The 24,389-nt window shown below is 39.5% G+C and carries 20 protein-coding genes; 8 read left to right on the plus strand and 12 right to left on the minus strand.

Annotation, left to right across the window (positions count from 1 at the left end; translation table 11 throughout):
* Positions 1-15: 15 nt before the first annotated feature.
* On the minus strand, positions 16-840 hold the full coding sequence (locus AACH28_RS21205) for a prephenate dehydratase (RefSeq protein WP_046671823.1): 825 nt from the start codon (positions 838-840) through the stop codon (positions 16-18).
* 558 nt (positions 841-1,398) lie between these two features.
* On the opposite strand from AACH28_RS21205, the gene AACH28_RS21210 reads away from it, so the two are divergent.
* Genes AACH28_RS21210 through AACH28_RS21225 form a run of 4 tightly spaced genes read left to right on the plus strand, consistent with a single transcriptional unit; the run spans position 1,399 to position 4,221 of the window.
* Positions 1,399-1,875, plus strand: coding sequence for a thermonuclease family protein (locus AACH28_RS21210; protein ID WP_201638687.1), 477 nt, complete (start codon positions 1,399-1,401; stop codon positions 1,873-1,875).
* A gap of 14 nt (positions 1,876-1,889) precedes the next feature.
* Positions 1,890-2,756 (plus strand): EamA family transporter, encoded by an 867-nt coding sequence (locus AACH28_RS21215; protein WP_112375620.1) that lies wholly within the window; start codon positions 1,890-1,892, stop codon positions 2,754-2,756.
* Complete coding sequence (locus tag AACH28_RS21220) at positions 2,753-3,370, plus strand: YigZ family protein (protein WP_112375621.1); 618 nt, start codon at positions 2,753-2,755, stop codon at positions 3,368-3,370. Before AACH28_RS21215 ends, AACH28_RS21220 begins: the two co-directional genes overlap by 4 nt.
* A complete protein-coding gene (locus AACH28_RS21225) occupies positions 3,367-4,221 on the plus strand; it encodes a nucleoside phosphorylase (RefSeq protein WP_341831429.1) in 855 nt (284 codons plus the stop codon). The genes AACH28_RS21220 and AACH28_RS21225 overlap by 4 nt, the downstream gene beginning before the upstream one ends.
* A gap of 105 nt (positions 4,222-4,326) precedes the next feature.
* Here the strand turns inward: AACH28_RS21225 and rodA are convergent, their stop codons facing one another.
* From rodA to AACH28_RS21280, 11 genes are all read right to left on the minus strand, one after another.
* On the minus strand, positions 4,327-5,592 hold the full coding sequence (gene rodA / locus AACH28_RS21230) for a rod shape-determining protein RodA (RefSeq protein WP_341831430.1): 1,266 nt from the start codon (positions 5,590-5,592) through the stop codon (positions 4,327-4,329).
* Positions 5,585-7,567, minus strand: a complete 1,983-nt coding sequence (gene mrdA, locus AACH28_RS21235; protein ID WP_046671818.1) for a penicillin-binding protein 2 — start codon at positions 7,565-7,567, stop codon at positions 5,585-5,587. Before mrdA ends, rodA begins: the two co-directional genes overlap by 8 nt.
* Positions 7,568-7,594: 27 nt before the next feature.
* On the minus strand, positions 7,595-8,113 hold the full coding sequence (locus AACH28_RS21240; RefSeq protein WP_341831431.1) for a rod shape-determining protein MreD: 519 nt from the start codon (positions 8,111-8,113) through the stop codon (positions 7,595-7,597).
* Positions 8,106-8,948, minus strand: a complete 843-nt coding sequence (gene mreC, locus AACH28_RS21245) for a rod shape-determining protein MreC (protein ID WP_341831432.1) — start codon at positions 8,946-8,948, stop codon at positions 8,106-8,108. The genes AACH28_RS21240 and mreC overlap by 8 nt, the downstream gene beginning before the upstream one ends.
* Before the next feature lie 91 nt (positions 8,949-9,039).
* Positions 9,040-10,065 carry a rod shape-determining protein gene (locus AACH28_RS21250; RefSeq protein WP_046671815.1) on the minus strand — a complete coding sequence of 342 codons (1,026 nt, stop codon included), beginning with the start codon at positions 10,063-10,065 and terminating at the stop codon, positions 9,040-9,042.
* A 473-nt stretch (positions 10,066-10,538) separates the two neighbouring features.
* Positions 10,539-11,849 carry an NAD(P)/FAD-dependent oxidoreductase gene (locus AACH28_RS21255; protein WP_341831433.1) on the minus strand — a complete coding sequence of 437 codons (1,311 nt, stop codon included), beginning with the start codon at positions 11,847-11,849 and terminating at the stop codon, positions 10,539-10,541.
* A gap of 253 nt (positions 11,850-12,102) precedes the next feature.
* Positions 12,103-12,435 carry a 2Fe-2S iron-sulfur cluster-binding protein gene (locus tag AACH28_RS21260; RefSeq protein WP_341831434.1) on the minus strand — a complete coding sequence of 111 codons (333 nt, stop codon included), beginning with the start codon at positions 12,433-12,435 and terminating at the stop codon, positions 12,103-12,105.
* Between the two features lie 2 nt (positions 12,436-12,437).
* Entirely contained in the window at positions 12,438-13,442 is a 1,005-nt protein-coding gene (locus AACH28_RS21265; RefSeq protein WP_075993978.1) for an NAD(P)/FAD-dependent oxidoreductase, read from the minus strand.
* Between the two features lie 2 nt (positions 13,443-13,444).
* On the minus strand, positions 13,445-13,882 hold the full coding sequence (locus tag AACH28_RS21270; protein ID WP_046671811.1) for a MarR family winged helix-turn-helix transcriptional regulator: 438 nt from the start codon (positions 13,880-13,882) through the stop codon (positions 13,445-13,447).
* 116 nt (positions 13,883-13,998) lie between these two features.
* The gene (gene secDF, locus AACH28_RS21275) at positions 13,999-16,980 is read right to left on the minus strand and encodes a protein translocase subunit SecDF (RefSeq protein ID WP_341831435.1); all 2,982 of its coding nucleotides are present in this window, start codon (positions 16,978-16,980) and stop codon (positions 13,999-14,001) included.
* A gap of 292 nt (positions 16,981-17,272) precedes the next feature.
* The gene (locus tag AACH28_RS21280; RefSeq protein ID WP_341831436.1) at positions 17,273-17,740 is read right to left on the minus strand and encodes a hypothetical protein; all 468 of its coding nucleotides are present in this window, start codon (positions 17,738-17,740) and stop codon (positions 17,273-17,275) included.
* 225 nt (positions 17,741-17,965) lie between these two features.
* Here AACH28_RS21280 and guaB point away from each other — a divergent pair, with 225 nt between their 5' ends.
* The 4 genes from guaB (at position 17,966) to murA (ending at position 24,284) form a co-directional block, all read left to right on the plus strand.
* A complete protein-coding gene (gene guaB / locus AACH28_RS21285; RefSeq protein WP_075993975.1) occupies positions 17,966-19,441 on the plus strand; it encodes an IMP dehydrogenase in 1,476 nt (491 codons plus the stop codon).
* 143 nt (positions 19,442-19,584) lie between these two features.
* A complete protein-coding gene (locus tag AACH28_RS21290; RefSeq protein WP_070565989.1) occupies positions 19,585-21,864 on the plus strand; it encodes an ATP-dependent helicase in 2,280 nt (759 codons plus the stop codon).
* Positions 21,865-21,917: 53 nt separating this feature from the next.
* Positions 21,918-22,748, plus strand: coding sequence for a DUF4290 domain-containing protein (locus AACH28_RS21295; protein ID WP_070565986.1), 831 nt, complete (start codon positions 21,918-21,920; stop codon positions 22,746-22,748).
* A 210-nt stretch (positions 22,749-22,958) separates the two neighbouring features.
* On the plus strand, positions 22,959-24,284 hold the full coding sequence (gene murA, locus AACH28_RS21300; RefSeq protein ID WP_070565984.1) for a UDP-N-acetylglucosamine 1-carboxyvinyltransferase: 1,326 nt from the start codon (positions 22,959-22,961) through the stop codon (positions 24,282-24,284).
* Positions 24,285-24,389: the final 105 nt, after the last annotated feature.

A 24,389-nucleotide genomic window follows, 5' to 3' on the forward strand; every position in this document is an offset into this window, starting at 1 on the left:
TGCGTAAATTGTTAATTATAGTTTTTCGTTTTTGACATACTCGCCCATAATATTGAAATTGACACTATGTTTGAGTACTTTACGTATAGCTGCTTCGTAGTCTGTTTGTTTTTTCCATTCTACGTCGACGAAAAAATCATATTCATTGCGTTTTCCGATTACCGGCATTGACTGAATCTTGCTCAAGTTGATATTCTGTTCAGCAAAACATTGTAAAATAGTCGCCAGAGATCCCACTGTATTTCCTGTTTGGAATGATAATGACGCTTTATTGGCATTTTTATGTTCGACAACCTCATTCGATAGTACGAGGAAACGCGTTGCGTTCTTTTTATTGGTTTCGATTCTCTTTTCTAATATTTCAAGACCATATATTTCAGCGGCCAATGTCCCTGCAATTGCCGCAGTATCCGTCAATTTTCGCTCGGCAATCATTTTTGCAGTTGCAGCCGTATCAGATCCCTCGGTTATGCGTACACCTTCAAGTTCAGAAAGAAATTCTTCACATTGGCGAATGGCAATTGGATGCGATTCGATGTGTTTGATATCCTTTAATTTAACGCCCGGCAATACCATGAGATTCTGTTGGATGTTTAGGTAAACTTCCCCAGTGATATGGAACTTGTAATCTCTCAATAAATTATAATTCGGCAATAAGCTTCCCGCAATTGAATTTTCGATCGCCATAACGATATAGTCGACTTTTCTTTGCTTCAGCAATTCACAAGTTTTTTTAAATGAATCACATTCTACAATTTCAACTTCTCTTCCGAAAAATTTAAATGCGGCCTCTTCATGAAATGAAGCCTTTGCTCCCTGTATTGCAATTTTTAAACTCATTGTTTTTTGTTCGCTATGTTGTCTCCAAAAAAAAGAGTCCCGATCATTTGAACCGGGACTCTTCTTGTTTGTATTTTTTATGATTTATACACAATCTAATCCCGGCTCTTATTTTTAAAATAAAAGAAGTTAAAATAGAAATATGTATATGTTCTGTTCATCCTGTTGTTGTTTGACATTTCAAATGTACGAATGTTTTTGAAATATCAAAGAAAAAAATAATTTTTTATTGAAAATATCTGATTTATTTAATGAATTTTTGATGTGTTTTTTATGTATTTTTTTAGCTGAATTTTACTTGTTTATTTTTAATTTTTTTTGAATTTTATTTTATTATAATATTGATTTTTAGTATTTTAATGGTTTTTATTGTCATAATTTTTCTATAATAAGCTCTATTTTTGTGTTATTTTATGTGTAATAAATGGTGTTATTTTTACGTGTTTTTTAGCTATATTTTTATATTAAATTTAGGTGTTTTTAATGTTAATATTATTGTTTTTTTGGGCTGTTTTGTTAAAAAAGTATTTTACTACCTTTGGGCAAACGCTGGATTTTATGCTAAAACGAATTAATTTTTATGTGTGTGTAAGTGTGATCTGTTTGGTGTTGACAGGTTTCACTTTTAAAGGAGAGGAAAAGGACGCCAAAGTAAAGCGTGTTATTGATGGCGATACCTTTGTCATTGAAAATGGAACCCCAAAAGGGGAGAAAGTTAGGTTGATAGGAGTAGATGCTCCGGAAACGAGACGTACTGCGCGGAAGGAATTCGGGTACTATGGTCAAGAAGCAAAGCAGTATTTAACGACGATGTTAAACGGCAAAAGTGTTAAGTTGGTCTTTGACGTTGGAAAACGGGATCGGTATGGAAGACTTCTTGCCTATGTGTATGTTGGAAAGAAATTTATCAATCGGGATTTGGTTGAACAAGGGTATGCAGTATCCTATACGCTGGCACCAAATGTACAATATGCAGAATTATTTGTAAAATTGGAGCGTCAGGCTCGTCAGGAGAAACGTGGCCTTTGGAGATAAATGAAATTTGAATCATGATTTTTGTTTTATTAAGTGTCATCTGCAGCGTCACCGTTGCTGTTTTATTAAAATTGGCAAAACAAAATGGAGTTGAAACCAAACAGGTTATCGTTTGGAATTACCCCATGGCAGTTGCACTGACCTATTTTGTCTTACAACCAGATCTAAAATCGCTGGTATGGGATGCTATGCCGATGACGTTGTATATGAGCCTGGCGATATTACTTCCTGGAATGTTTGTTTTTATTGCTTTGTCCATTCGCTATAGCGGTTTGGTCAAGACAGAGATTGCACAGCGCCTATCGTTGTTCATACCCTTGCTTGCATCATTTTTCTTTTTTCATGAAAAAATGGAAGGACACAAGATGCTGGGAATAGCTCTTGGTTTATTGGCCATCCTATGTTCTATTGGTTGGCAAAAGAATCAGCATGTTAGTTCGGCAGACAGTCGTTATAAAGCGCTTTACCCGTTATTGGTATTTATCGGTATGGGCATAATTGATATCCTCTTCAAACAAGTCGCCTTGCATGTCGATATACCTTATATCAGTTCCCTATTTATTATCTTTGTGATGGCGATGTCTATTGCAATGGTGCTATTGCTGTATTTCCTTTTTGTGGAAAAACAACGTTTTTCAAGGCAAGCTATGGGCTATGGATTGGTTTTGGGTGTATTTAACTTCTGTAACATCCTATTCTATATGAAAGCGCATCGTGCGCTACCAGAAAATCCATCAGTTGTATTTACGGGGATGAACATTGGCGTAATTTCATTGGGCGCGTTAATCGGCGTCTTATTTTTTAAGGAAAGGCTATCGTTGTTGAATTATCTAGGTATAGCGCTTTCTATTGTTTCAGTTTTAATCATAGCATATCTATGAGTTTATTTGAAGATACTTACCGGACTATCAATGCAAAATACGAGGGAATTTTTAGGGATAAGGGAAGTAAGTTTATTGCTTATGCTTTTCCTTTTAAATCCGAAGATCAATTAAAAGATTTGATCTTGGAAGTGAAAGCGATTCACCCGAAAGCGAGGCATCATTGTTGGGCTTATCGCCTCACACCTGATCGTGCGGTCTTTCGTGTAAACGATGATGGAGAGCCTTCGGGGACTGCAGGACGACCTATTTTAAACGTTCTGCTGTCTATGGATGTCACCAACGTTATCGTCATTGTCGTTCGTTATTTCGGTGGTACTTTGTTGGGGGTTCCAGGCTTGATTAATGCCTACAAATCAGCAACCCAAGATGCTTTGATCCATGCCGAAATTATCGAGCGTACAGTGAATGACCATTATAGTATTACCTTTGATTACCTGCATATGAATGATATTATGCGGATCATAAAGGAAGAGGGCGTGGACATTGAAAAGCAAGAGTTTGATAATCAGTGTTATTTGGAGTTTGAAGTCCGAAAAATGCAAGTCAATCGAATTGTGGATCGGTTTTCCAAAATAGAAGGTTGTCAGTTAAGCTATTTGTATACAATATGATCAACGCATCGGAATTGATTTTGAACGCAGATGGCAGTATATACCATCTGAATTTGTTGCCGGAAGATCTGGCAAGTACAGTAATTACAGTTGGCGATCCAGACCGTGTAGCGAAAGTATCGAAACACTTTGATCGTATTGAACTCAAAAAAGGGAAACGTGAGTTTATTACGCATACCGGCTATCTGGGAAATAAACGGTTGACAGTAATCTCAACAGGTATAGGTACTGATAATATAGACATTGTGTTGAATGAACTGGATGCGCTGGCAAATATTGATTTTGACAATAGAACGGTAAAGTCGACGCTTAGCTCATTGGATATTGTTCGCATTGGAACCTCTGGAGCGGTACAACAAGATGTTGAGATGGGAACTATTTTGGCCTCTGCGTATGGAATAGGTCTTGATGCATTGATGAACTATTATCAGGGATCTTACGACGGCGAGGAGCAGGCGCTTCAGGTTGAGCTCGCCGAATATTTTTCCGCATTAAACCTAAAACCCTATGTTGCGAAAGCTGGCGCAAGCCTTCTGGATCGAATAGCCTTTGATTTACCGAAGGGAGTCACCTTGACTGCACCCGGATTTTATGCTCCGCAGGGAAGGACTGTTCGCTCAACTAATACGATCCCCAATTTTATAGACTTGATCAAGTCCTTTCAATATAAAGATCAGCGTTTCACCAATCTGGAAATGGAAACAGCGGGTATTTATGCATTGGCTAACATGTTTGGACATCAGGCTTTATCCATTAATGCAATCTTGGCAAGTCGGGTAGATGGTCGGTTTTCTTCCGCACCTGAAGAAGTTGTTGATAAAGCTATACAGCTCGTCTTGGAGCGTATTTAACCGTTTATCTGCGCCATGCCGAGAAGTTTTTGGTTTTTTCTCAATTGATGTAGTAAAAAAGTTGAGAAGAACTAAATAAGGGTACAAATAGAAAAGGAGTTGTTTTTAGACAACTCCTTTTCTATTTGAATCAAATTTAAGCATGATGAATAGTAAAATGGTGAAACTCCATAAAGATGAACCGCCATAACTGATAAAAGGCAGCGGAATCCCGATAACCGGAACAATACCTATTGTCATACCGATATTGATAAATAAGTGAAAAAAGAGGATGGACGCTACACCGTATGCATATATCCTGGCGAAGGCTGAACGCTGTCGTTCGGCGATATGAATAATACGTAGCAGTAGGATGAGATAGATAAGTAATAAAGCAACCGATCCAACAAATCCCCACTCTTCTCCAACGGTGCAAAAAATAAAGTCCGTGCTCTGCTCAGGTACAAAGTTGTATTTTGTTTGCGTTCCCTGCAGGTAACCCTTGCCTAGGAGCTGTCCTGATCCAATTGCAATCTTCGACTGATTCAAATTATATCCTTTTCCTTTAGGGTCTTCCATTTTACCCAGGATAATGTCAATACGGTCACGTTGATGAGGTTGTAGCACATGCTCATACACCAGGTCCACACAGAGAATAAATACAGCGCAGGCTGCAAAAAGTATACTGAGATTGATAATGTATTTTCTTCTCTTGCGGTAGTTCCACATGACAAGGCCAATAAGCAATGCTAAAATCAAGATAAGTATCCAAGGATTGACCAATAAAGAAAGAACAAAAAGTAAAATGCAGAGCCCGCCAAATATAAGCAGTTCATTATTTACATAGCCTTCACGATAGAATACAAAAATCAACGAAAAGAACGCAAGGGCAGATCCCGTATCGGGCTGCAGCATAACTAAAAATACAGGAAATAAGACAATACCGGCTCCCATGGCCAGTGTCTGCATGGTCGGTGCTTTATTGCTCTGAGCGCTCAAAAAGTTAGCTAAGAGCAGACAGGTCGAAAGTTTGGCAAACTCAGAAGGTTGTAAGCGGAAAAAACCTAGGTCAATCCACGCTTGGTTTCCGCCGACATTTCGCCCTACCACGAGCACGATGACAAGCAATACAGCTGTTATACCATAAAATATCGGTGAGGCGGAACTGAAAAATTTCGCGTCTATGATGAGAATGGATACCCCTAGAATAATTGCGGAAACAAGATATAAAGACTGTTTTCCATAATTGGTTCCTAAGGTAAAGAAATTGGGCATTTCAGGATTAAACACCGCTGCACGGATATTGAATAAGCCGATTAAGCATAGCGCAAGCCAAAGCGTGATGGTTAGCCAGTCTATCTTTCCAAAAAAACTTGTTTTTTGATTATTCATATCTTCTCTTTATCTCGCTATGGTGAACAATTGTTTCCTTTGGTTTTGTTAAAGCTGCCAGCTGGCGTTTTGATTTTAACGTGTCAGTTTTCGATTTGACTGAGTCTGTCTTTTTTACATCTTTAGTCTTTGGATCCACAACTTTTTTGGGTGCAGGAAGAAAATTTGCTTTATAAATGCGGTCCTGAATATATTTTGGCGCAGTTATCGTGTCTTTGAGGTATTTCTCAACCATCATACTTGCGATAGGTCCTGCCCAGGTTCCACCGTAACCCGCGTTTTCAACAAAGACAGCAATAGCAATTTTAGGGTTTTCTCGTGGGGCAAAAGCAAAGAAAACGGCATGGTTTTCACCATGTGGGTTTTGCGCTGTACCTGTTTTTCCGCACATTTCGATGCCCGGGATACGATTGGCCCAAGCGGTACCTTCGGGTGTATTAACAGCATCACTCATCCCTTGGATAACAACCGGATAGTACCGCTCATCCACTCCGGCACTGACTTTTTCGGTAAATTCCTTCTTGGCAATTTTCTGTGCACCAATACCTTTAATCAAATGGGGTCTGTAATAAAAGCCTTTGTTGGCAACGATAGCCATAATGTTGGCCATTTGCAACGGTGTTATTCCCATTTCCCCTTGTCCGATCGATAAGGAGATATTGAAACTTGAACGCCATTTATCGTTACCGTATCTTTTGGTATAAAAATCTGATGTCGGCAGTAAACCCGGCTTTTCACCCGGTAGATCAATGCCTAGTTTATGGCCAATTCCAAACTGTGTCACGGCATTGCGCCATAGATCGTAGGCCTTAGGTCCCGAAAGCCCACGTCCGTCGATCATCTTAGCATAGGTAAAACCATAATAGGTATTACATGATACGGCTACAGAGCGCTGTAATGTGGTTGATCCATGATAGTGCGTACAGCCCATCCAGCCGCGTCCACCACCATAGCTGTATCCATGTGGGCAGAAAAATACGGTATTACGATCAATAACACCAGCCTGCTGCGCAGTCAATGCTGAAACAACTTTAAATACAGAGCCTGGAGGGTAGGAGGCTTGAATAGGGCGGTTAAAAAGTGGTTTGGTTTCGTCTTTCAATAATTTCATATAATTATTGCCAGACTGCCTGCCGACCATCATGTTGGGGTTGTAACTCGGGCTACTGACATAGGCCAAGATTTCACCCGTTGCAGGCTCAATGGCAACTATGGACCCCAATTTATTTTTCATGAGGTTCTCCCCAAGAATCTGAAGGTCTTTATCCAACGAGGAAACCAGTCCTTCCCCTGCAACAGCAAGTGTGTCGTATTTCCCTTCCATAAATACCCCTTTCGGACGGTTCAGCGCATCAACCATTAAGTTGTTGACACCGCGTTTTCCACGAATAAGGTCTTCATAAGAACGTTCTACTCCACTGCGACCAATGTAGTCACCACTACGATAAAACCCATTGGAGCGTTCAATATCTTTATCATTTACCTCACTTACATATCCTAAAAATTGAGCTGCTATGCTGTCGGGGTAACTTCGGATTGTTCTTTTTTGAACATAGAAACCACGAAATTGATATTGGTATTCCTGATATTGAGCCCATGTCCGTACAGACAGCTGTTTTTCAAAAATAGATGCACGGTAAGGCGAGTGCACTCTTGCCTTTTCCATCCGTTTGATAAAGCCCTCCTTGTCAATGTCTATCAATTTGCAAAACAAAGCGGTGTCGATTTCTTTCACCTCACGCGGAGTAACCATAAGATCATATACCGGTTCGTTCTGAACCAATACCTTTCCCTTTCGGTCCAAAATAACCCCTCTGGCGGGGTACACAATGACCTTGCGCATGACATTGCTGTTTGCGGAATGTATATAGGAATCGTCTATGATCTGTAAATAGAATAAGCGGGCCACCAAGGTCAATGTGATGGCAATAAAGATTCCTGAAACGACGTACTTACGCGCAAAAAAACTGTTCATAGAAATGAATTTCTATCCATCGATTTACTACAACCGATCTTTCTTTTTGTAGAATAATATGCTAAATAATAGCATGATAATTACTGTAAATATACAACTTAAAACGATACTCAATAAGGTGTATTGGATGTGCTGGAAGGAAAAAGATTCCAAGAGATACAAAAATGTATGATGAATCAATGTTCCGAAAAAGATGTAGGAAAAGAACCAGCGAATATTCATGAAGCCCAACATCGGGGTAAAGAAAGATTCGCGTTCTTCAACTTCAAGCGTAATTTTCATGAAGAAAATACGGAAGGCTGCCAGTGCAACACAGGCTGCGGTATTGACCCCAAGGGTATCATAAAACGACTCTACGGTAAGTCCCGTGAGAAATGCGATCAAATACACCAGGAAATTAGGTGTTCCTGTAGGAAGTAAAAAAATAAATAAGATATAAGGAAATGCAGCGACCAGATTGTAATAACCGATATTTTGAAATAGGAAAACTTGCATCCCTATCAAAACGATAAATCGAATAATATTAAATATTAAAATCCTAGCCATTGTCCTTTGTCGATTCTTCTAGTGTCTTTAATTCTTTATTTAACAGGTCTTTTACAACGTAGACATGTTGCAAGTTGGAGAAATTGGTACTCAACAATAGTCTAAGATCCAAAAAAGCGTCTCCTGAAGAGATCCCCGTCTGAATGACCGTTCCAACAAAAATTCCTTTTGGAAAATGTCCTGAATATCCTGAGGTGTACACTTTATCTCCTTTGTTGACTTTGATATGGTTTGGAATTTCCTTGACCATTGCCGCGCGGTAATCCATGCTATTGCCCCATACCAACGAGCCGAAAACCTCGGTGTGGCCTAATGTTACGGATATACGCGTATCGGGATGCAATAGGGATTGCACTGTCGAGAAGTTTTGGGAAACATTCAATACGATACCAACTACTCCGTTGGGAGCGATAACACCCATACCTCGCTCTATACCATCTTTACTGCCTTTATCGAGTGTGATCGTATTTGCCTTTTGGTGAATGCTATTGTTGATGACATTTGCAATAATAAATTCGTAACGCCCAAACTCACTGCTATCGATTGCCGGGACAGGACCGATCTTGATGCTGTCAGTTGATCGATAGGCTTGTAAGTCCTTTCTCAGTTGTGCATTTTCCTTTGCAAGTGCATCGTTGGTCTCCCCGAGGTGCAGGTAGCTTTTCCAGGAATTGACCTTTGCATACAGGCCTCCGATGACACTATTTGAAGAATTTAAAACAGAATTACGTTGGAAAGAATTGTTGGTGATCACCAAAAATAACGAGAATCCAAAAAATAGGATAAACCAGAAGAATGCATTATATCGTCTCAGGAATAACCAAAGGTTTCTCATTTTTTAATGTGGGTATTTAATAAGCAAGCGATATAATAGTTTTGCATATTATATCGCTCTTTAATAAAATATTGTTATTAATTATCGAACGTTATGATTGCATCAAGAATTTAAATCGTCCAATATTTTTAAGTGCAATACCAGTTCCTCTTACAACAGCACGTAATGGATCTTCAGCAATATGCACTGGAAGTTTAGTTTTCGCTTGTATACGACGGTCCAAACCACGCAACAATGCACCACCACCGGTAAGATAAATACCTGTTTGATAAATATCCGCTGATAATTCTGGTGGAGTGATTTCAAGTGCTTTTAAGATCGCTTCCTCAATTTTTGATATGGACTTATCCAGACAATGCGCTATTTCGGTATAAGAAACAGTAATTTGCTTAGGAACACCCGTCATCAAATCACGACCTTGAACGGCGAAATCTGCTGGTGGTTCCTGTAACTCAGGAAGAGCCGCACCAACTTCAATTTTTATTTTTTCAGCCGTACGTTCACCGATCATGATATTATGTTGTCTTCTGATGTATTGAACGATGTCTGAGTCGAAGTTATCACCTGCAACACGAATAGATTGGTCACACACAATACCCGATAAAGCGATGACAGCAATTTCAGTGGTACCACCACCGATATCTATAATCATATTACCCATTGGTTCTTCCACATCAATTCCGATTCCTACAGCAGCAGCCATGGGTTCGTGAATTAAATAGACTTCTTTCGCACCAGCAATTTCCGCTGAATCGCGTACAGCTCTTTTCTCTACTTCCGTAATACCGGAAGGAATACAAACAACCATACGTAGGGAAGGAAAAAACCAGCTCTTACCATTGTTTACCAATTTGACCATACCTCTGATCAGGTGTTCAGCTGCCGTAAAATCAGCGATTACTCCATCACGTAAAGGACGTACTGTCTTTATATTATCGTGTGTTTTACCCTCCATTTGCATGGCCTGGCGACCAATGGCGATCACTTTGTTTGTGGTGCGGTCAAATGCAACAATAGAAGGTTCATCCACTACTACTTTGTCATTATGAATTATTAGGGTATTTGCAGTACCCAAGTCAATCGCAACTTCTTGCGTAAACCAATTAAATAAGCCCATCTGCTAATCCTTAAGCTATTTTAAAATAATATGCAAACCTACACAAAAAAAATTAATCTTTTTGAGGTTATACATCAAAAAAAACTATATTCTGAAAGTAAATTCTATCTGGAAAAAACTGTCTTTAAATTTAACGAATATAATCTGTAATTCTTACGTCCCGGCTGAAGTTATTTTTAATCAGACGCCGTGTTAAATTAAGAAATAAGTGGGTGTTTTTTAAATCATGGAGCACAAGGAGCAAGAATCCAAAAGTGAAAAGGTGGTTTTGAAAACTAGCTAAAGACTCAAATGCTATGAAGAGCTGATAAGCGAAGCCGTCACAACGTTTTAGAAGCCTATTCAGTAGGTTAATATGGCGAAGAGAACAGCTTCAGAAGGTTAATAAAGATAAAAGAAACAGCGGCATTATCGTTTGGGATAATGCCGCTGTCGGGCTACTGAAATATGTTTATTTAGACTCCAATAGGAAGTTAGTGGGCAGTTTCTGCTTGTTTTTCCTCTGGAGTTGGCTCATCATATTTGTGGAAGATCAAACGCACACCACTGTCTTTGGTGAAAAATTTGATCGACCAGTTGACGAATGTGATCAATTTATTTCTGAATCCATAGATGGACATCAAGTGGACAAACATCCATGTCATCCAGCCAAAGAATCCATTGAAATGGATTTTTCCCATGTCGACGACAGCTTTGTTACGACCTACCGTAGCCATGGATCCTTTATCAAAATAGTTGAATTTCTCTGTTGGTTGATTGGACATGGTTTGGAGAATGTGTTTTGCAACATATGCTCCCTGCTGTTGCGCTACCGGTGCAACACCAGGTAAGCCACGAGGAAGATCATCTGTGATAAATGCCGAAACATCACCAATAGCATAGACCCCTGGCATATCAATAACACGGCATTGATCATCTGTCTGTATACGGTTACCACGTTGGATAATCTCCTTTTTGAAACCATTCGGATACTGCCCAGCTACACCTGCTCCCCAGATAACAGTTTTTGTTTCAATGCTTCTGCCATCGGCGAAAGTAATTGAATTGCCATCATATCCAGTTACCTGAACATTCAATAATACTTCTACTCCCAAATCTTTGAGGTACTTTTCTGAATCTTTAGAAGATTTTTCAGATAAGTTGGCCAATACTTTTGGAAGTCCTTCAACCAGGTAAACCGACATCTCAGATTTTTTCAATTCTGGATAATCTTTCTCAAGAACATTGTTTTTAATTTCTGCGATTGCTCCCGAAAGTTCTACACCTGTTGGACCACCCCCAACAATAACAAAGTTCAAATTAGCTTTACGATCAGCAGGGTTTTCTATTCGTACTGCTTCTTCGAGGTTCTGTAAAACATAGCTTCGAATATTTAATGCTTCTTGTATATTTTTCATCGGCAAAGCATATTTCGTGATTTGCTGATTTCCGAAGAAGTTCGTGGTAGCACCTGTCGCAACAATTAAATAATCGTAGTCAAAATCACCAACATCTGTTCTTACAATCTTAGCCTCATTGTCTACACTTTTTACGTCAGCAAGTCTAAAATGAAAGTTGTCTTGGCCTTTGAACATTTTGCGAACAGGGAAGGAGATGGAGTCCGCTGAAAGAGTACCCGTGGCAACTTGGTACATCAATGGTTGAAAAGTATGAAAGTTATTTCTGTCCAGCAACAGAACTTCAACTTCCTTATTTTTAAGCTTTTTAGCAACTTCAATTCCTCCAAATCCAGCACCAATAATGATTACTCTTGGGAATTTTCTATTTGAACTATTGCTTGGCATATTTTTAATAGTTTGTTGTAAAAATTCGGTACAATCGAATTAAGCTGCAAATATCTTAAATTTTGGCTCAAAAAGCTAAAAAATATTTATTTATTATGCTGATATGTTGTGAATTTTATTGTAAAGAGGCTAATTCTTTCAATAATATGTTTTGTAGTTGTTTGATTTTTAGCTCTTTATAGTGTACATTGTACCCTTTGAAAAAAAAAGATGTATAGTGTCATCATTGTGTATAAAATACACAATGATGATACTATTGTAGCGCACCTTTGATCTTGATTTTCATGCCGTTGTTGTTATTCTGTAGATACAGCTGACAGGCAAGTCGACTTTGATCATCGGCATCTGGAAGCGTGTCCAGCATGTCGAGTTCTTGATCACTCGCTTGGGGAAGTGTATGCAGTCCTTCGACAACTTCGACATGGCAGGTAGCGCACAGCGCCATACCTCCGCAAGTGGCCAATATCTCGTAGTCGGATGCCTTTAAAATCTCCATGAGTGAAAGATTGATATCGGTCGGAACTTCCAGGATATTTTCGGTCCCGTCCCGATCGATAACAGTGACTTTAATTAAATTATCGTCCATGGCTAGAAAGTATTTATACCGTTTACAGTGGTGTATTTGAATGTCAATTTTTGATCGGGATAGACAAATTTAAAGGCACTTTGACACATCAGGGCAGCCTCATGGTATCCACAGAGAATGAGTTTCAGTTTGCCTGGATAGGTGTTGATGTCTCCTATAGCATAGATCCGTTCGATATTGGTTGAGTAATCAAGCGTATTGACCTCTATCGCATTTTTATCGATATTTAATCCCCAATCTGCGATTGGACCAAGCTTCGGCGTAAGACCGTATAAAGGAATAAAATAGTCTGCATCTGTTGCTGTGACTTCTTTTTCTTTATTTGTTGTTTCAACATGAGACAAGTAGTCATTGCCATGAATATTGGTCAGATTGTGAGACAATAATAGGTTGATCTTACCCTGCTGGGCCAATTTGAACACTTTCTCAGCCGAGTCTGGGGCACCCCTGAAGGAGTCACTTCGGTGGATTAAAGTGACCTGTTGCGCAATATCTGCAAGATGGAAAGTCCAGTCGAGCGCGGAGTCACCGCCACCGGCAATGACGATTTTTTTATCCCGGTATTTGGCGGGATCTTTTACCATATAATCGACGCCTTTTCCTTCAAAGAGATGAAGGTTTGGGATTTCGGGCTTGCGTGGTTCAAAGCAACCTAAGCCCCCAGCGATGACAATGACCTGTGTATGAACCATCGTATGATCATTGGTTTCTACGATAAAGGAACCATCGTCCTGTTTTGTGATATGTTCCACTCGCTCGCCTAAGGTGAATGTGGGGTCAAAGGGTTTAATCTGTTCGAGCTGTTTATCGATCAATTCCTGCGCAGTGATACTTGGATAACCGGGAATGTCGTAGATAGGTTTATGGGGGTAGATCTCCGAAAGCTGACCGCCCACTTGAGGTAGTACATCGATCAAATGGCAGCGCATTTTTAAAAGTCCAGCTTCAAAGACTGCGAATAGGCCAACAGGTCCTGCTCCGATGATACAGATATCCGTATTTATCATAGCTATTCTATATTTAAGTTGTTATATATTGTATTCAAAATTCTTGTAAAAGCTTCGAAATCTTCGTCTGCTAGATTTTCCCAGGCCTTCATGCGAATCTCCGTAACAAGCGGCGTAAGCGATGCTACTTTTAATTTTCCTTCTTCTGTCAAATGAAGGTAGAGACTTCGACGATCCGTTTCATCGGTGATCCGCTCGGCCAAATTTTTTTTAAGGAGGATATCTACGATACGTGTCAGTGTGGGCTGGTCTTTTCCGCAGCGCTTTGCCAGTTCTTTTTGTGAAAGTTGATCTGTTTCGTATAAAGCCTTTAAGATGGTCCATTGGTCTACAGTAATATCAAATCCTTTCTCCGCAAAAGAAGATTGGGCGAACTGTTTTACTTTCTTGGCTGTTTGGTCCAAGATGAAAGAGTAGCGGTCAAATTTTTCGTTTAGCATACAAATATTTAGTGCAACAAATATATTTAAAATATTTAGTGTGACAAGTAATTTGAATGCAATAAAAAAAGGGCGTTCATTCGAACGCCCTTTTTTTATTTTATTAATATTAGCTATTATGGTCTTACGACTTCAGCTTTTTTAGCTGTATTACCTTCTGCTAAGTGCTTTCCTTTACGTAAGTCATATACCGAAGGTGCCGCTAAGATAATCGATGAATATGTACCTACGATAACACCGATTAAGATTGCGAATGAGAATCCACGGATAACTTCACCACCAAAGATAAACAATACAGCAAGAACAAACACGATTGTCAATGATGTGATGATTGTTCTACTTAAAGTAGAGTTGATCGCATGGTTTACGACATCGCCAAGATCTTCATTATGTGCATTTGGTTTCGATACGAATTCACGTAAACGGTCAAATACAACCACTGTATCATTCACCGAGTAGGCAATTACAGTTAATATCGCCGCCACAAAGTGTTGGTCAATATCCAATGAGAATGGTACGATACCATCCAAGATAGAGAATAATCCCAATAAAATAATCGCATCGTGAATTGTTGCAATAGCTGCTCCAACCGAATATTCCCATTTGTGGAAACGGATCAAGATGTAAGCTGCAACAATGATGATAGAGAAAATTGCGGAACTTGTTGCTCTAGATTTGATGTCGGTAGCGATACTTGGTCCAACTTTTTGAGACGAAAGGATCTCATGTTTATTGGAAGCATCTACTTTTGATAAACCTTGATTTAATTTGTCCAATACCTCTTTATCAGCAGTGTCCGAAGTTTCTTCGATATGGTAAGTTGTTGTTATACGCAGTTGGTTGGATGCACCGAAGACTTTTACTTCTGTTGTTTTCTGGAAGATATCATCCAAGTTTGTACGTACAGCTTCCAAGTCCACAGGTTTATCATAACGGACAGTATACGTACGGCCACCTTGGAAGTCTACACCTAAACTGAATCCTTTTGTGAAAATTGATGCCGCAGAAATTAACACGGCAACGATTGAAATCGCATAAAAGATTTTACGTTTCTGAACGAATTTAAAGTTTGCATTATGCAAGGTATTTGCAGACCAAGGGAAAGAGACTTTGATTTTGAAATCTTTCGCCAACATCCATTCGAAAATAACACGAGTAACAAGGATCGCAGTAAACAATGAAGTAATGATACCCACCATTAATGTTGTCGCGAAACCTAAGATTGGGCCACTACCAAATAAGAATAAGATAATACCGATCAAAAACGTTGTGATCTGCGAATCCAGGATGGAAGGTAAAGCGTGTTTGTAACCATCTGCAACAGCCTGACGGATCGATTTTCCTAAGCCCAGTTCTTCACGGATACGTTCATAAATCAAGACGTTCGCATCGACCGCAGTACCCATTGTTAATACGATACCCGCGATACCCGGTAAGGTGAGTACAGCATTTAAGGATGCCAATACCCCCATAATGATAAATACGTTTAACAATACCGCAATGTTTGCCACGATACCTGCAGTATTGTAGTAAGCGATCATAAAGATCATTACTACGATAATACCGATAACAGCAGAATTAACACCCGCATCAATGGCAGCCTGACCCAAAGTAGGTCCCACAATAGCTTCTTCAACAATTTTAGCAGTCGTTGGAAGACGACCTGCCTTCAATACGTTTGCTAAATCTTTGGTGTCTTCTACCGTAAAGGATCCAGAGATTGATGAACTACCATTTGGGATTTCACCGTTTACAGAAGGAGCAGAATAAACCACATTATCAAGAACGATCGCAATTGCATCTCTGTTTTGAGCCGCTTTTGCAGTAATTTTCTTCCATTCACGTGCACCTTCGCTGTTCATTTGCATACCAACCACAGGTTGATTTTTCTCATCAAAGTTTGCTGTTGCATCCGTAATGACATCTCCTGTCAATACAGCACCGTTGTCTTGTCCAGACCCTTTAATTGCATATAATGATAGTTGCTCAGGTGTCTTTTGCTCTGGTTTAACAGCCCATAAAAGCTTTAAGTTTCCAGGTAGGATTGATTTTACCTCTGGACGTTGTAAATAAGCATTTACTTTTGCTGTATCTTTTAATGAAGCAATACCAACCATTGAACCTGGCATAAGCGCCATTTGTTGATTTTCGCCCATATAAACTGCTGGACGTAATACTTCAAATAATGGATTTTTCTGACCTAGATTTACAGCAGCACTGTCTTTCTTAGCATCTTTCTTACCACCGGTTAGATTAGACAATAAATCATCTGATTTTTTGCTTGTATCTGCAGCAGCATTTGTCGTAGCGGCTGGAGCAGCTTTTAACGTTGAAGCTAAAGTTTTGTCGATATTTTCTAATATTGGATAAACTTCCTGATTCGTATAGGTCTCATAGAACTCCAATTTAGCTGAGCCTTGTAATAGGTTACGAACACGGCTTTCGTCTTTCACACCCGGTAATTCGATCAAAATACGGTTTGTACCTTGTTGAATTTGAATGTTTGGAGATGCAACGCCAAATTTGTCGATACGCGTACGCAGTACTTTGTAGGAATTTTGGATGGCATTGTCTGCTTCTTTTTGAAGGAATGATTCAACTTTTGAGTCTGAATCACCCGGTTTAATTAAAGAAGCATTGTCTTTTGTTGAGAAGAATGTTGAAAGTGGCGTTGTCGCACCGATGGATTTGTATTCTTCCATAAATAAAGCAACGACTGTCTTTGCACTCGTTTTACTTTTTGCCACTGCCTGTTCCAACGCTTTGTTGAATTTCTCATCTTTTGGATTGTTCGCCAAATTGCGGATCAATTCGTCCAATGAGATCTCCATGGTTACGTTCATACCGCCTTTCAAATCCAATCCCAAAGCGAGTTCATTTGCTTTAGCTTCCCGATAGGTGTATTTTGCAAAACCTAAATTGTACACTACTTCACCTGCCATTGAGTCGAGATAGCTTTTCTCTTTTGCCAAGTCTCCTTTGGCAAAATTCTCAGCATCTCGCTCCACATTGCGGGTCACCCAAGTAAATGATAGGGAGTATAGACACGCTAATGACACCACTATCACTAAAAGTTTAATCAGCCCTTTACCTTGCATCGTCTGTTATAATTGTATTAATTTTAATGTTAAATACTGTTTATGTAATTGATAATTAGTTCTCGTTTAATCACATTTTACCAAGAATGGCAAAGGTATAAAATTTTTGTAGAATGAAAAGTTTTATTTATGCCAATTAGGTCAACGGCATAAAAATAGGAGAATTGAAGAAAAAAAGAAATATTAATTGATTTTATTTATAAAAAAAGGCCCTACTCAAGATGAGAAGGACCTTTTTACACTGTTTAGTTGCTTATATTTTTTGATCAATAATTCTTTACAAAAGCTTTGCCTATTTTAAAGCAAATTTAAAACCGATGCTGAAGCGGCCTCCAGAAAAATGAGAATCATTACTCAAGTTCCACCACGGTTTCCAATCAAAATGTACCGCCAAAGGCGCTGCAGGAATTTTGAACTCTAAACCCGCCTGCGGACGTATAGCGAATGCACTGTCGCCATCACCAAAAGCGATTTGAGGACCGACACCCACATACCAATTTAAGCCGTTAGCTCCTGATAAGGGTTTGGTATATTGATAATCTGCACCAATAATTGTAGCGCCATCACCAAAAAGTACTTGTGCCTGACCGACATTTGCACCACTAAAATGGTGTTTAATTTGTGGGCCTACAAATGTTGAGCCATCACCTAGATCAATACCTAAACCAATAGCTGTTTTATAAGGTGTCTGAGCTTTCGCTTCTTGTCCGCCAAATGCTAATGCTGCAACAGCAGCTAATGAGAGTAGTGACTTTTTCATAATTATCTTATCTTTATATTTTCATTAATTAAAATAACTTTTCGTGTTACACAAAAGCAAATAGCTTGCCAAAAAATGATATTGCCTAAACGGCGACCGTAAGCGACGCTTAATTCATAACGTTTCTAATTTGTCTTCCGATTGTAATTTGTATCTTTTATTTTTTATTATTGCTTATTTTTCTTAAATTTGCCTGGCAAATAGAAAACCCAATACATATTTGCCATGCAATTAGATCCACAAAAATTCGTAGCAGAAGGTCTCACTTACGACGACGTCTTATTAATTCCAGCTTATTCTGAAATTTTACCCCGTGACGTTGATACGAGCACTTCGCTAACAAAAAAAATCAAATTAAATATTCCATTGGTTTCTGCAGCAATGGATACGGTAACCGGTGCTGATTTGGCGATTGCGATTGCACAAGCTGGCGGTATTGGTATGTTACACAAGAACATGACGATTGCAGAACAAGCTGCTGAAGTACGCAAAGTAAAACGTTCGGAGAGCGGTATGATTCAGGATCCAGTAACGTTATTGGCAACAGCAACTGTGGGCGATGCCTTCAATATTATGAAGGAGCACAAAATCGGAGGAATTCCTGTTGTGAACGAAAAAGGCCAATTGGTTGGTATTGTAACGAATCGTGATCTTCGTTTCCAAAAAGATATGAGTCGTCCCATCAATGAATTGATGACTAAGGAAAATCTTGTTGTTGCTCCCGAAGGAACGGATTTGGTGAAAGCGGAAGAGATTCTTCAAAACGAAAAAATCGAAAAACTTCCTGTAGTTAATGAAGAAGGTATTTTGAAAGGCTTGATTACCTTTAAAGATATCCAAAAATATAAACATTATCCCAATGCTGCCAAAGATAGCCATGGCCGTTTATTGGTTGGTGCGGCAGTAGGTGTCACACCAGATACCCTTGATCGCGTGGAGGCTTTGGTGAAAGCAGGTGTGGATGTGGTTACAATCGATACGGCACACGGGCATTCTAAAGGTGTAATCGATAAGTTGAAATTGGTGAAATCGCAGTTTCCTGAGCTACAGGTAATCGTTGGAAATATTGCGACCGGTGCAGCAGCAACAGCTTTGGCTGAAGCAGGTGCAGATGCCGTAAAAGTAGGTATCGGACCGGGCTCAATTTGTACAACCCGTATTATTGCTGGTGTCGGTGTTCCTCAGCTTTATGCTGTATATGAAGTTGCAAAAGCACTTAAAGGAACTGGTGTGCCATTGATTGCAGATGGTGGTATCAAACAAACCGGTGATATTGCAAAAGCAATTGCAGCCGGAGCAAGCACAATTATGGCCGGCTCTTTATTCGCTGGTGTGGAAGAAGCTCCAGGCGAAACAATTATCTATGAGGGACGTAAGTTTAAATCTTACCGCGGTATGGGTTCAATCGAAGCCATGGAAAAAGGATCTAAAGATCGTTATTTCCAAGACGTAGAAGATGATATCAAAAAATTGGTTCCAGAAGGTATCGTTGGGCGTGTTCCTTACAAAGGTACATTGGCTGAGGTCGTTTATCAATATATTGGCGGATTACGCGCTTCTATGGGATACTGTGGTGCTGCAACAATTGAAAAATTACAGGAAGCACAATTTGTCCGTATTACAGGAGCAGGGTTGAGAGAGTCCCATCCACATAATATTTCCATTACGAAGGAAGCACCAAATTATAACAGCAGAGGCTAGATGTTGCTTGGATGATATAAAAACCGATAATCTTGATTATCGGTTTTTTTTGTGTAAAAATATTAGCAAGATAGCCCCAGTGATCAATAGGAAATTTGTACTTTTATACCCTATTCTCAGGTTTTAAAATTTAAGGAGTTAATTTGGATTATTTAGCGGGTTTAAACCCTTCACAACGAGGAGCCGTAGAGCAAACAGAAGGTCCTGTGATGATTGTTGCGGGAGCTGGTTCAGGAAAAACACGGGTAATTACCTATCGTGTAGCACACTTGATTCGAAAAGGTGTTGATCCATTCAATATCTTGGTATTAACATTTACCAACAAGGCCGCCAAAGAGATGCGCGCACGTATCGTTTCTGTTGTTGGAAGCGAAGCGAAAAATATTTGGATGGGAACATTCCACTCGGTATTCGCAAAGATACTCCGTGTCGAAGCAGAATTGATCGGTTATCCCAGAAACTTTACCATCTACGATACGGACGATACCAAAAGTTTGTTGCGTGCCATTTTAAAGGAAATGAATCTCGATGATAAGCTGTATAATGTCAATCATGTGTATGGACGTATCTCACAGGCAAAAAACAACTTGATCTCACCGCAGGAATATAATAAGAATGAAGCCATACTGGCCGAAGATATTTCCAATGGTCGTGGTCAATTGGGGCAGATTTATATGACCTATGCACAGCGCTGTTACCGTGCTGGAGCAATGGATTTTGATGACCTCTTGTTTAAAACAAATGTCTTGTTAAACAAGCATCCAGAGGTATTGCATAAATATCAGCATCAATTTCGCTATCTGATGGTCGATGAGTACCAGGATACCAACTTCTCCCAATACCTTATTGTCAAACGCCTGGCAGCAGTCAATGAAAATATCTGCGTGGTTGGGGATGATGCACAATCGATCTATGCATTTCGTGGTGCAAATATTCAGAATATCCTGAATTTCCAAAAGGATTATCCAGATGTGAAGATCTTTAAACTGGAGCAGAATTATCGATCGACTAAGATGATCGTGAATGCGGCCAATTCGGTGATTGCGAATAATCAGAATCAATTGGAAAAAAATGTTTTCTCGGATAATGAAGAGGGCGAAAAGATCAAGGTTTCACGTGCTTTCTCTGACAATGAGGAAGGTAAGATCGTTGCTGACCAGATCATTGAAGAGAAATCGTTAAAAGGACTTAATTATAAAGATTTTGCTATTTTGTATCGTACCAACGCCCAATCCAGGGCAATGGAGGAGGCCTTACGCAAAATTAATATTCCCTATAAAATATACGGTGGTACTTCTTTCTATCAACGGAAAGAAATTAAAGATCTGATCGCGTATTTCAGACTTACCTTCAACCCAAATGATGAGGAAGCACTAAAGCGTGTTATCAATTATCCACGTAGAGGGATCGGGGATACGACGATAGAGAAGATCATGATCGCTGCAGATCAGAATCAATACCGTATATGGGATGTTGTTGCAAATGCAGCCCAGTTTCTAGACGGACGTAGTGCAACTTCTGTCGGTGGTTTTGCACAGATGATACAGAGTTTTCAGGCTCTTGCCAAAAACAATAACGCATTTGATACGGCAATGCATATTGCGCAGCACTGTGGTATTCTGAAAGAATTGTATGAAGACAAATCGGTAGAGGGGTTGGCGCGTTACGAAAATATCCAGGAACTCCTCAATGGTATCAAGGAATTTTCGGAACGGGAAGATATCGAAGAGCGTGGACTTGATGTCTATATGCAGGATATCGCCCTGTTGACAAACGACGATAATGATAAAGATCCAAATGCTGATACTGTATCATTGATGACCATCCACTCTTCCAAAGGATTGGAATTTCCGATTGTTTTCATTGTAGGATTAGAAGAAAACCTATTTCCTTCCCAGTTGTCGTTGAATTCCAGGTCGGAATTGGAAGAGGAACGAAGACTTTTTTATGTCGCTGTTACGAGAGCTGAAAAAAAATTACTACTTTCGTATGCTACTTCGCGATATCGTTGGGGAACGCTGAATAACTGCGAACCCAGTCGCTTCTTGGATGAATTGAATCCGGCATGTCTTGCATTGGATTTTAAACCACGACAAACTTCTGCCTCAGCCGGAAGTTTTCAAGGCGAACGAATTGCATGGCAACAAAAGGATAGTGATGACACTTTTTCTAAACCTAAGCCTAAGCCGATGGTTAAAACGACATCAATACTACCGAAAGCCCACAAACCTACTGCGGGTTTTGCTCCTTCAGATACATCAAATCTTCAAGTCGGCATGGAAGTTGAACATGAACGTTTTGGATTTGGGAAAGTTGTTAATCTCGAAGGAAACAAAGGAGATATAAAAGCAACTATTTTCTTTAAAGAGTTGGGACAGAAACAATTGTTGCTTAAATTTGCAAAACTTAGAATAATTCAATAATAAAATACCAAAACGGCATCTTGATCGTTTAATTAGGTACTTATATTAGCTATATGAACTTTGACTACAACAGCACTAGACCAAAATTGATCCTTGCAGAATATGGTCGCAATGTGCAAAATATGGTAGATTACATCTGTACTTTACCCACAAAGGAAGAAAGAAATAAACATGCGCAGATTGTAATCGATATGATGGGGGTATTGAACCCACATTTGAGAGACGTGTCTGATTTTAAACATAAACTGTGGGATCACCTACAGATTATCTCTGATTTTAAATTGGATATTGACTCTCCTTATCCAATTGCTACAGCGAAAAGTGTGAAACACGAAGTTGAGCATTTGGGCTATCCGCAGCATTCCATTAGATTCAAGCACTATGGTTTTACCGTAGAGAAAATGATTGAAAAGGCTTTATTGGCTAATGACGAGGCTAAAAGAGAGCAGATGGTTATCGGTATCGCCAATTTTATGAAAATGGCCTACCTGACCTGGAATAAGGATTCTGTTTCGGACGAGTTGATCATCCAGGATCTCAAAGAGTTGTCAGGTTATCAATTGACCTTACCAGAAGGTACCGTATTGACCAAACTTGACTTTAAAACTCCGCCTCCGGGAAATCGCGTTAAAGGTCCGGCTAACAGTAACTCAGGCGGAAATAATAACAATAACAATAATAATAATTCCGGTCACCAGTCGAAAGGTGGTGGCAAGCCTCGTATGACAAGTAACAACAACAATAATACGAAGCGCAATAACTACGGAAGCAATAACAACAGCTACAGTAGGGATAACAATAACAACAGCTACGGTAGGGACAACAATAACAACAATAACAGAAACAGAAAGCCGCAGGGTAATTATAATAATAAACGAGGCTAGTTCTTAAAGATTTTGTTTAAAGAAGCAGGCAATTGCGAAGTGATTAACAGATTTCTTTACAATTGCCTTCTTTTTTTAAGAATCGCGCTGTTTTATAAAAAAACAAGGTTCTTTGGTCTCCGATCCCTGTATGTTAAGCGGAAGGCTAAATATCGCAAGGCTAATACAAGAACCGGGATAAGATACTAAGAAGATATCACTTATATATAAATGAACGCATTTGAAATAATCGGTGGAAAACCGTTAAAGGGAGAGATTATTCCTCAAGGAGCAAAAAATGAGGCCTTACAGATCCTTTCTGCAGTTTTACTGACAGAAGAACCTATGACCATCAGTAATATCCCAGATATTAAGGATGTCAATAAGTTGATCGATCTATTGGCTGCTTTAGGTGTTAAAATTGATCGCATAGATAAGGACACATACGTTTTTGAAGCCAAAGATATAAATATAGACTATTTCCAGTCACCTGAATTTAAAGAAAAAGGTGGTGGATTGCGTGGCTCTATCATGATTGTCGGTCCTTTGTTGGCTCGATTCGGAAAAGCCGCTATTCCGAAACCGGGGGGTGATAAAATCGGACGTAGACGATTGGATACCCACTTTTTGGGCTTTGAAAAATTGGGTGCTAAGTTTGTGTACGATGCGACTACCCATTTTTTTAACGTTGATGCGACGGAGTTAAAAGGAAGTTATATCCTTTTGGACGAAGCTTCTGTAACGGGTACGGCGAATATCGTGATGGCTGCTGTATTGGCAAAAGGGACAACAACGATATACAACGCTGCTTGTGAGCCTTATTTACAACAACTATGTAAGATGTTGAATCGCATGGGGGCTAAAATATCCGGTATTGGATCTAATTTGTTGACCATCGAAGGAGTAGAGCGTCTGGGGGGAACTTCACACCGCATGTTGCCTGATATGATTGAAATAGGTTCTTTCATCGGCCTTGCAGCAATGACCGGTTCAGAAATCACCATTAAAGATGTCTGTTTCGAAGAACTTGGCGTTATTCCATCTGTATTTTCGCGCTTAGGCATCAAGTTTGAATTACGCGGTGATGATATTTTTATTCCGGCGCAAGAATCGTATGAAATCGATACATTTATCGATGGATCTATCCTGACGATTTCAGATGCACCTTGGCCAGGTTTTACGCCCGATTTATTAAGTATCGTACTTGTTGTGGCGACTCAGGCAAAAGGAAACGTATTGATCCACCAAAAAATGTTCGAGAGCCGTTTGTTCTTCGTCGACAAATTGATCGATATGGGGGCTCAGATTATCTTGTGCGATCCGCACCGCGCAACCGTTATTGGACTGAATAAATCACATCACCTGAGAGGTATTGAGATGACTTCGCCAGATATTCGTGCCGGGGTTTCTTTATTGATTGCAGCCCTATCTGCTAAAGGAAAATCTGTGATCCACAATATCGAACAGATTGAACGTGGCTATCAAGATATCGAAGAACGCTTGCGTAAATTAGGAGCAGATATTAAACGTATCGATGCCGAACCAAAAGGTCATTAATTAAAGCGAATAGCCTATTTGCTAGTGTAAGATAAAAGAAGCTCCGGATATAAATTCTGGGGCTTTTTTTGTGATATCTGCGTCAAATAAGGTAAATTTGTCTAT

Origin of the sequence: Sphingobacterium thalpophilum, assembly GCF_038396785.1 — a bacterium.
GTDB lineage: Bacteria > Bacteroidota > Bacteroidia > Sphingobacteriales > Sphingobacteriaceae > Sphingobacterium > Sphingobacterium thalpophilum_A.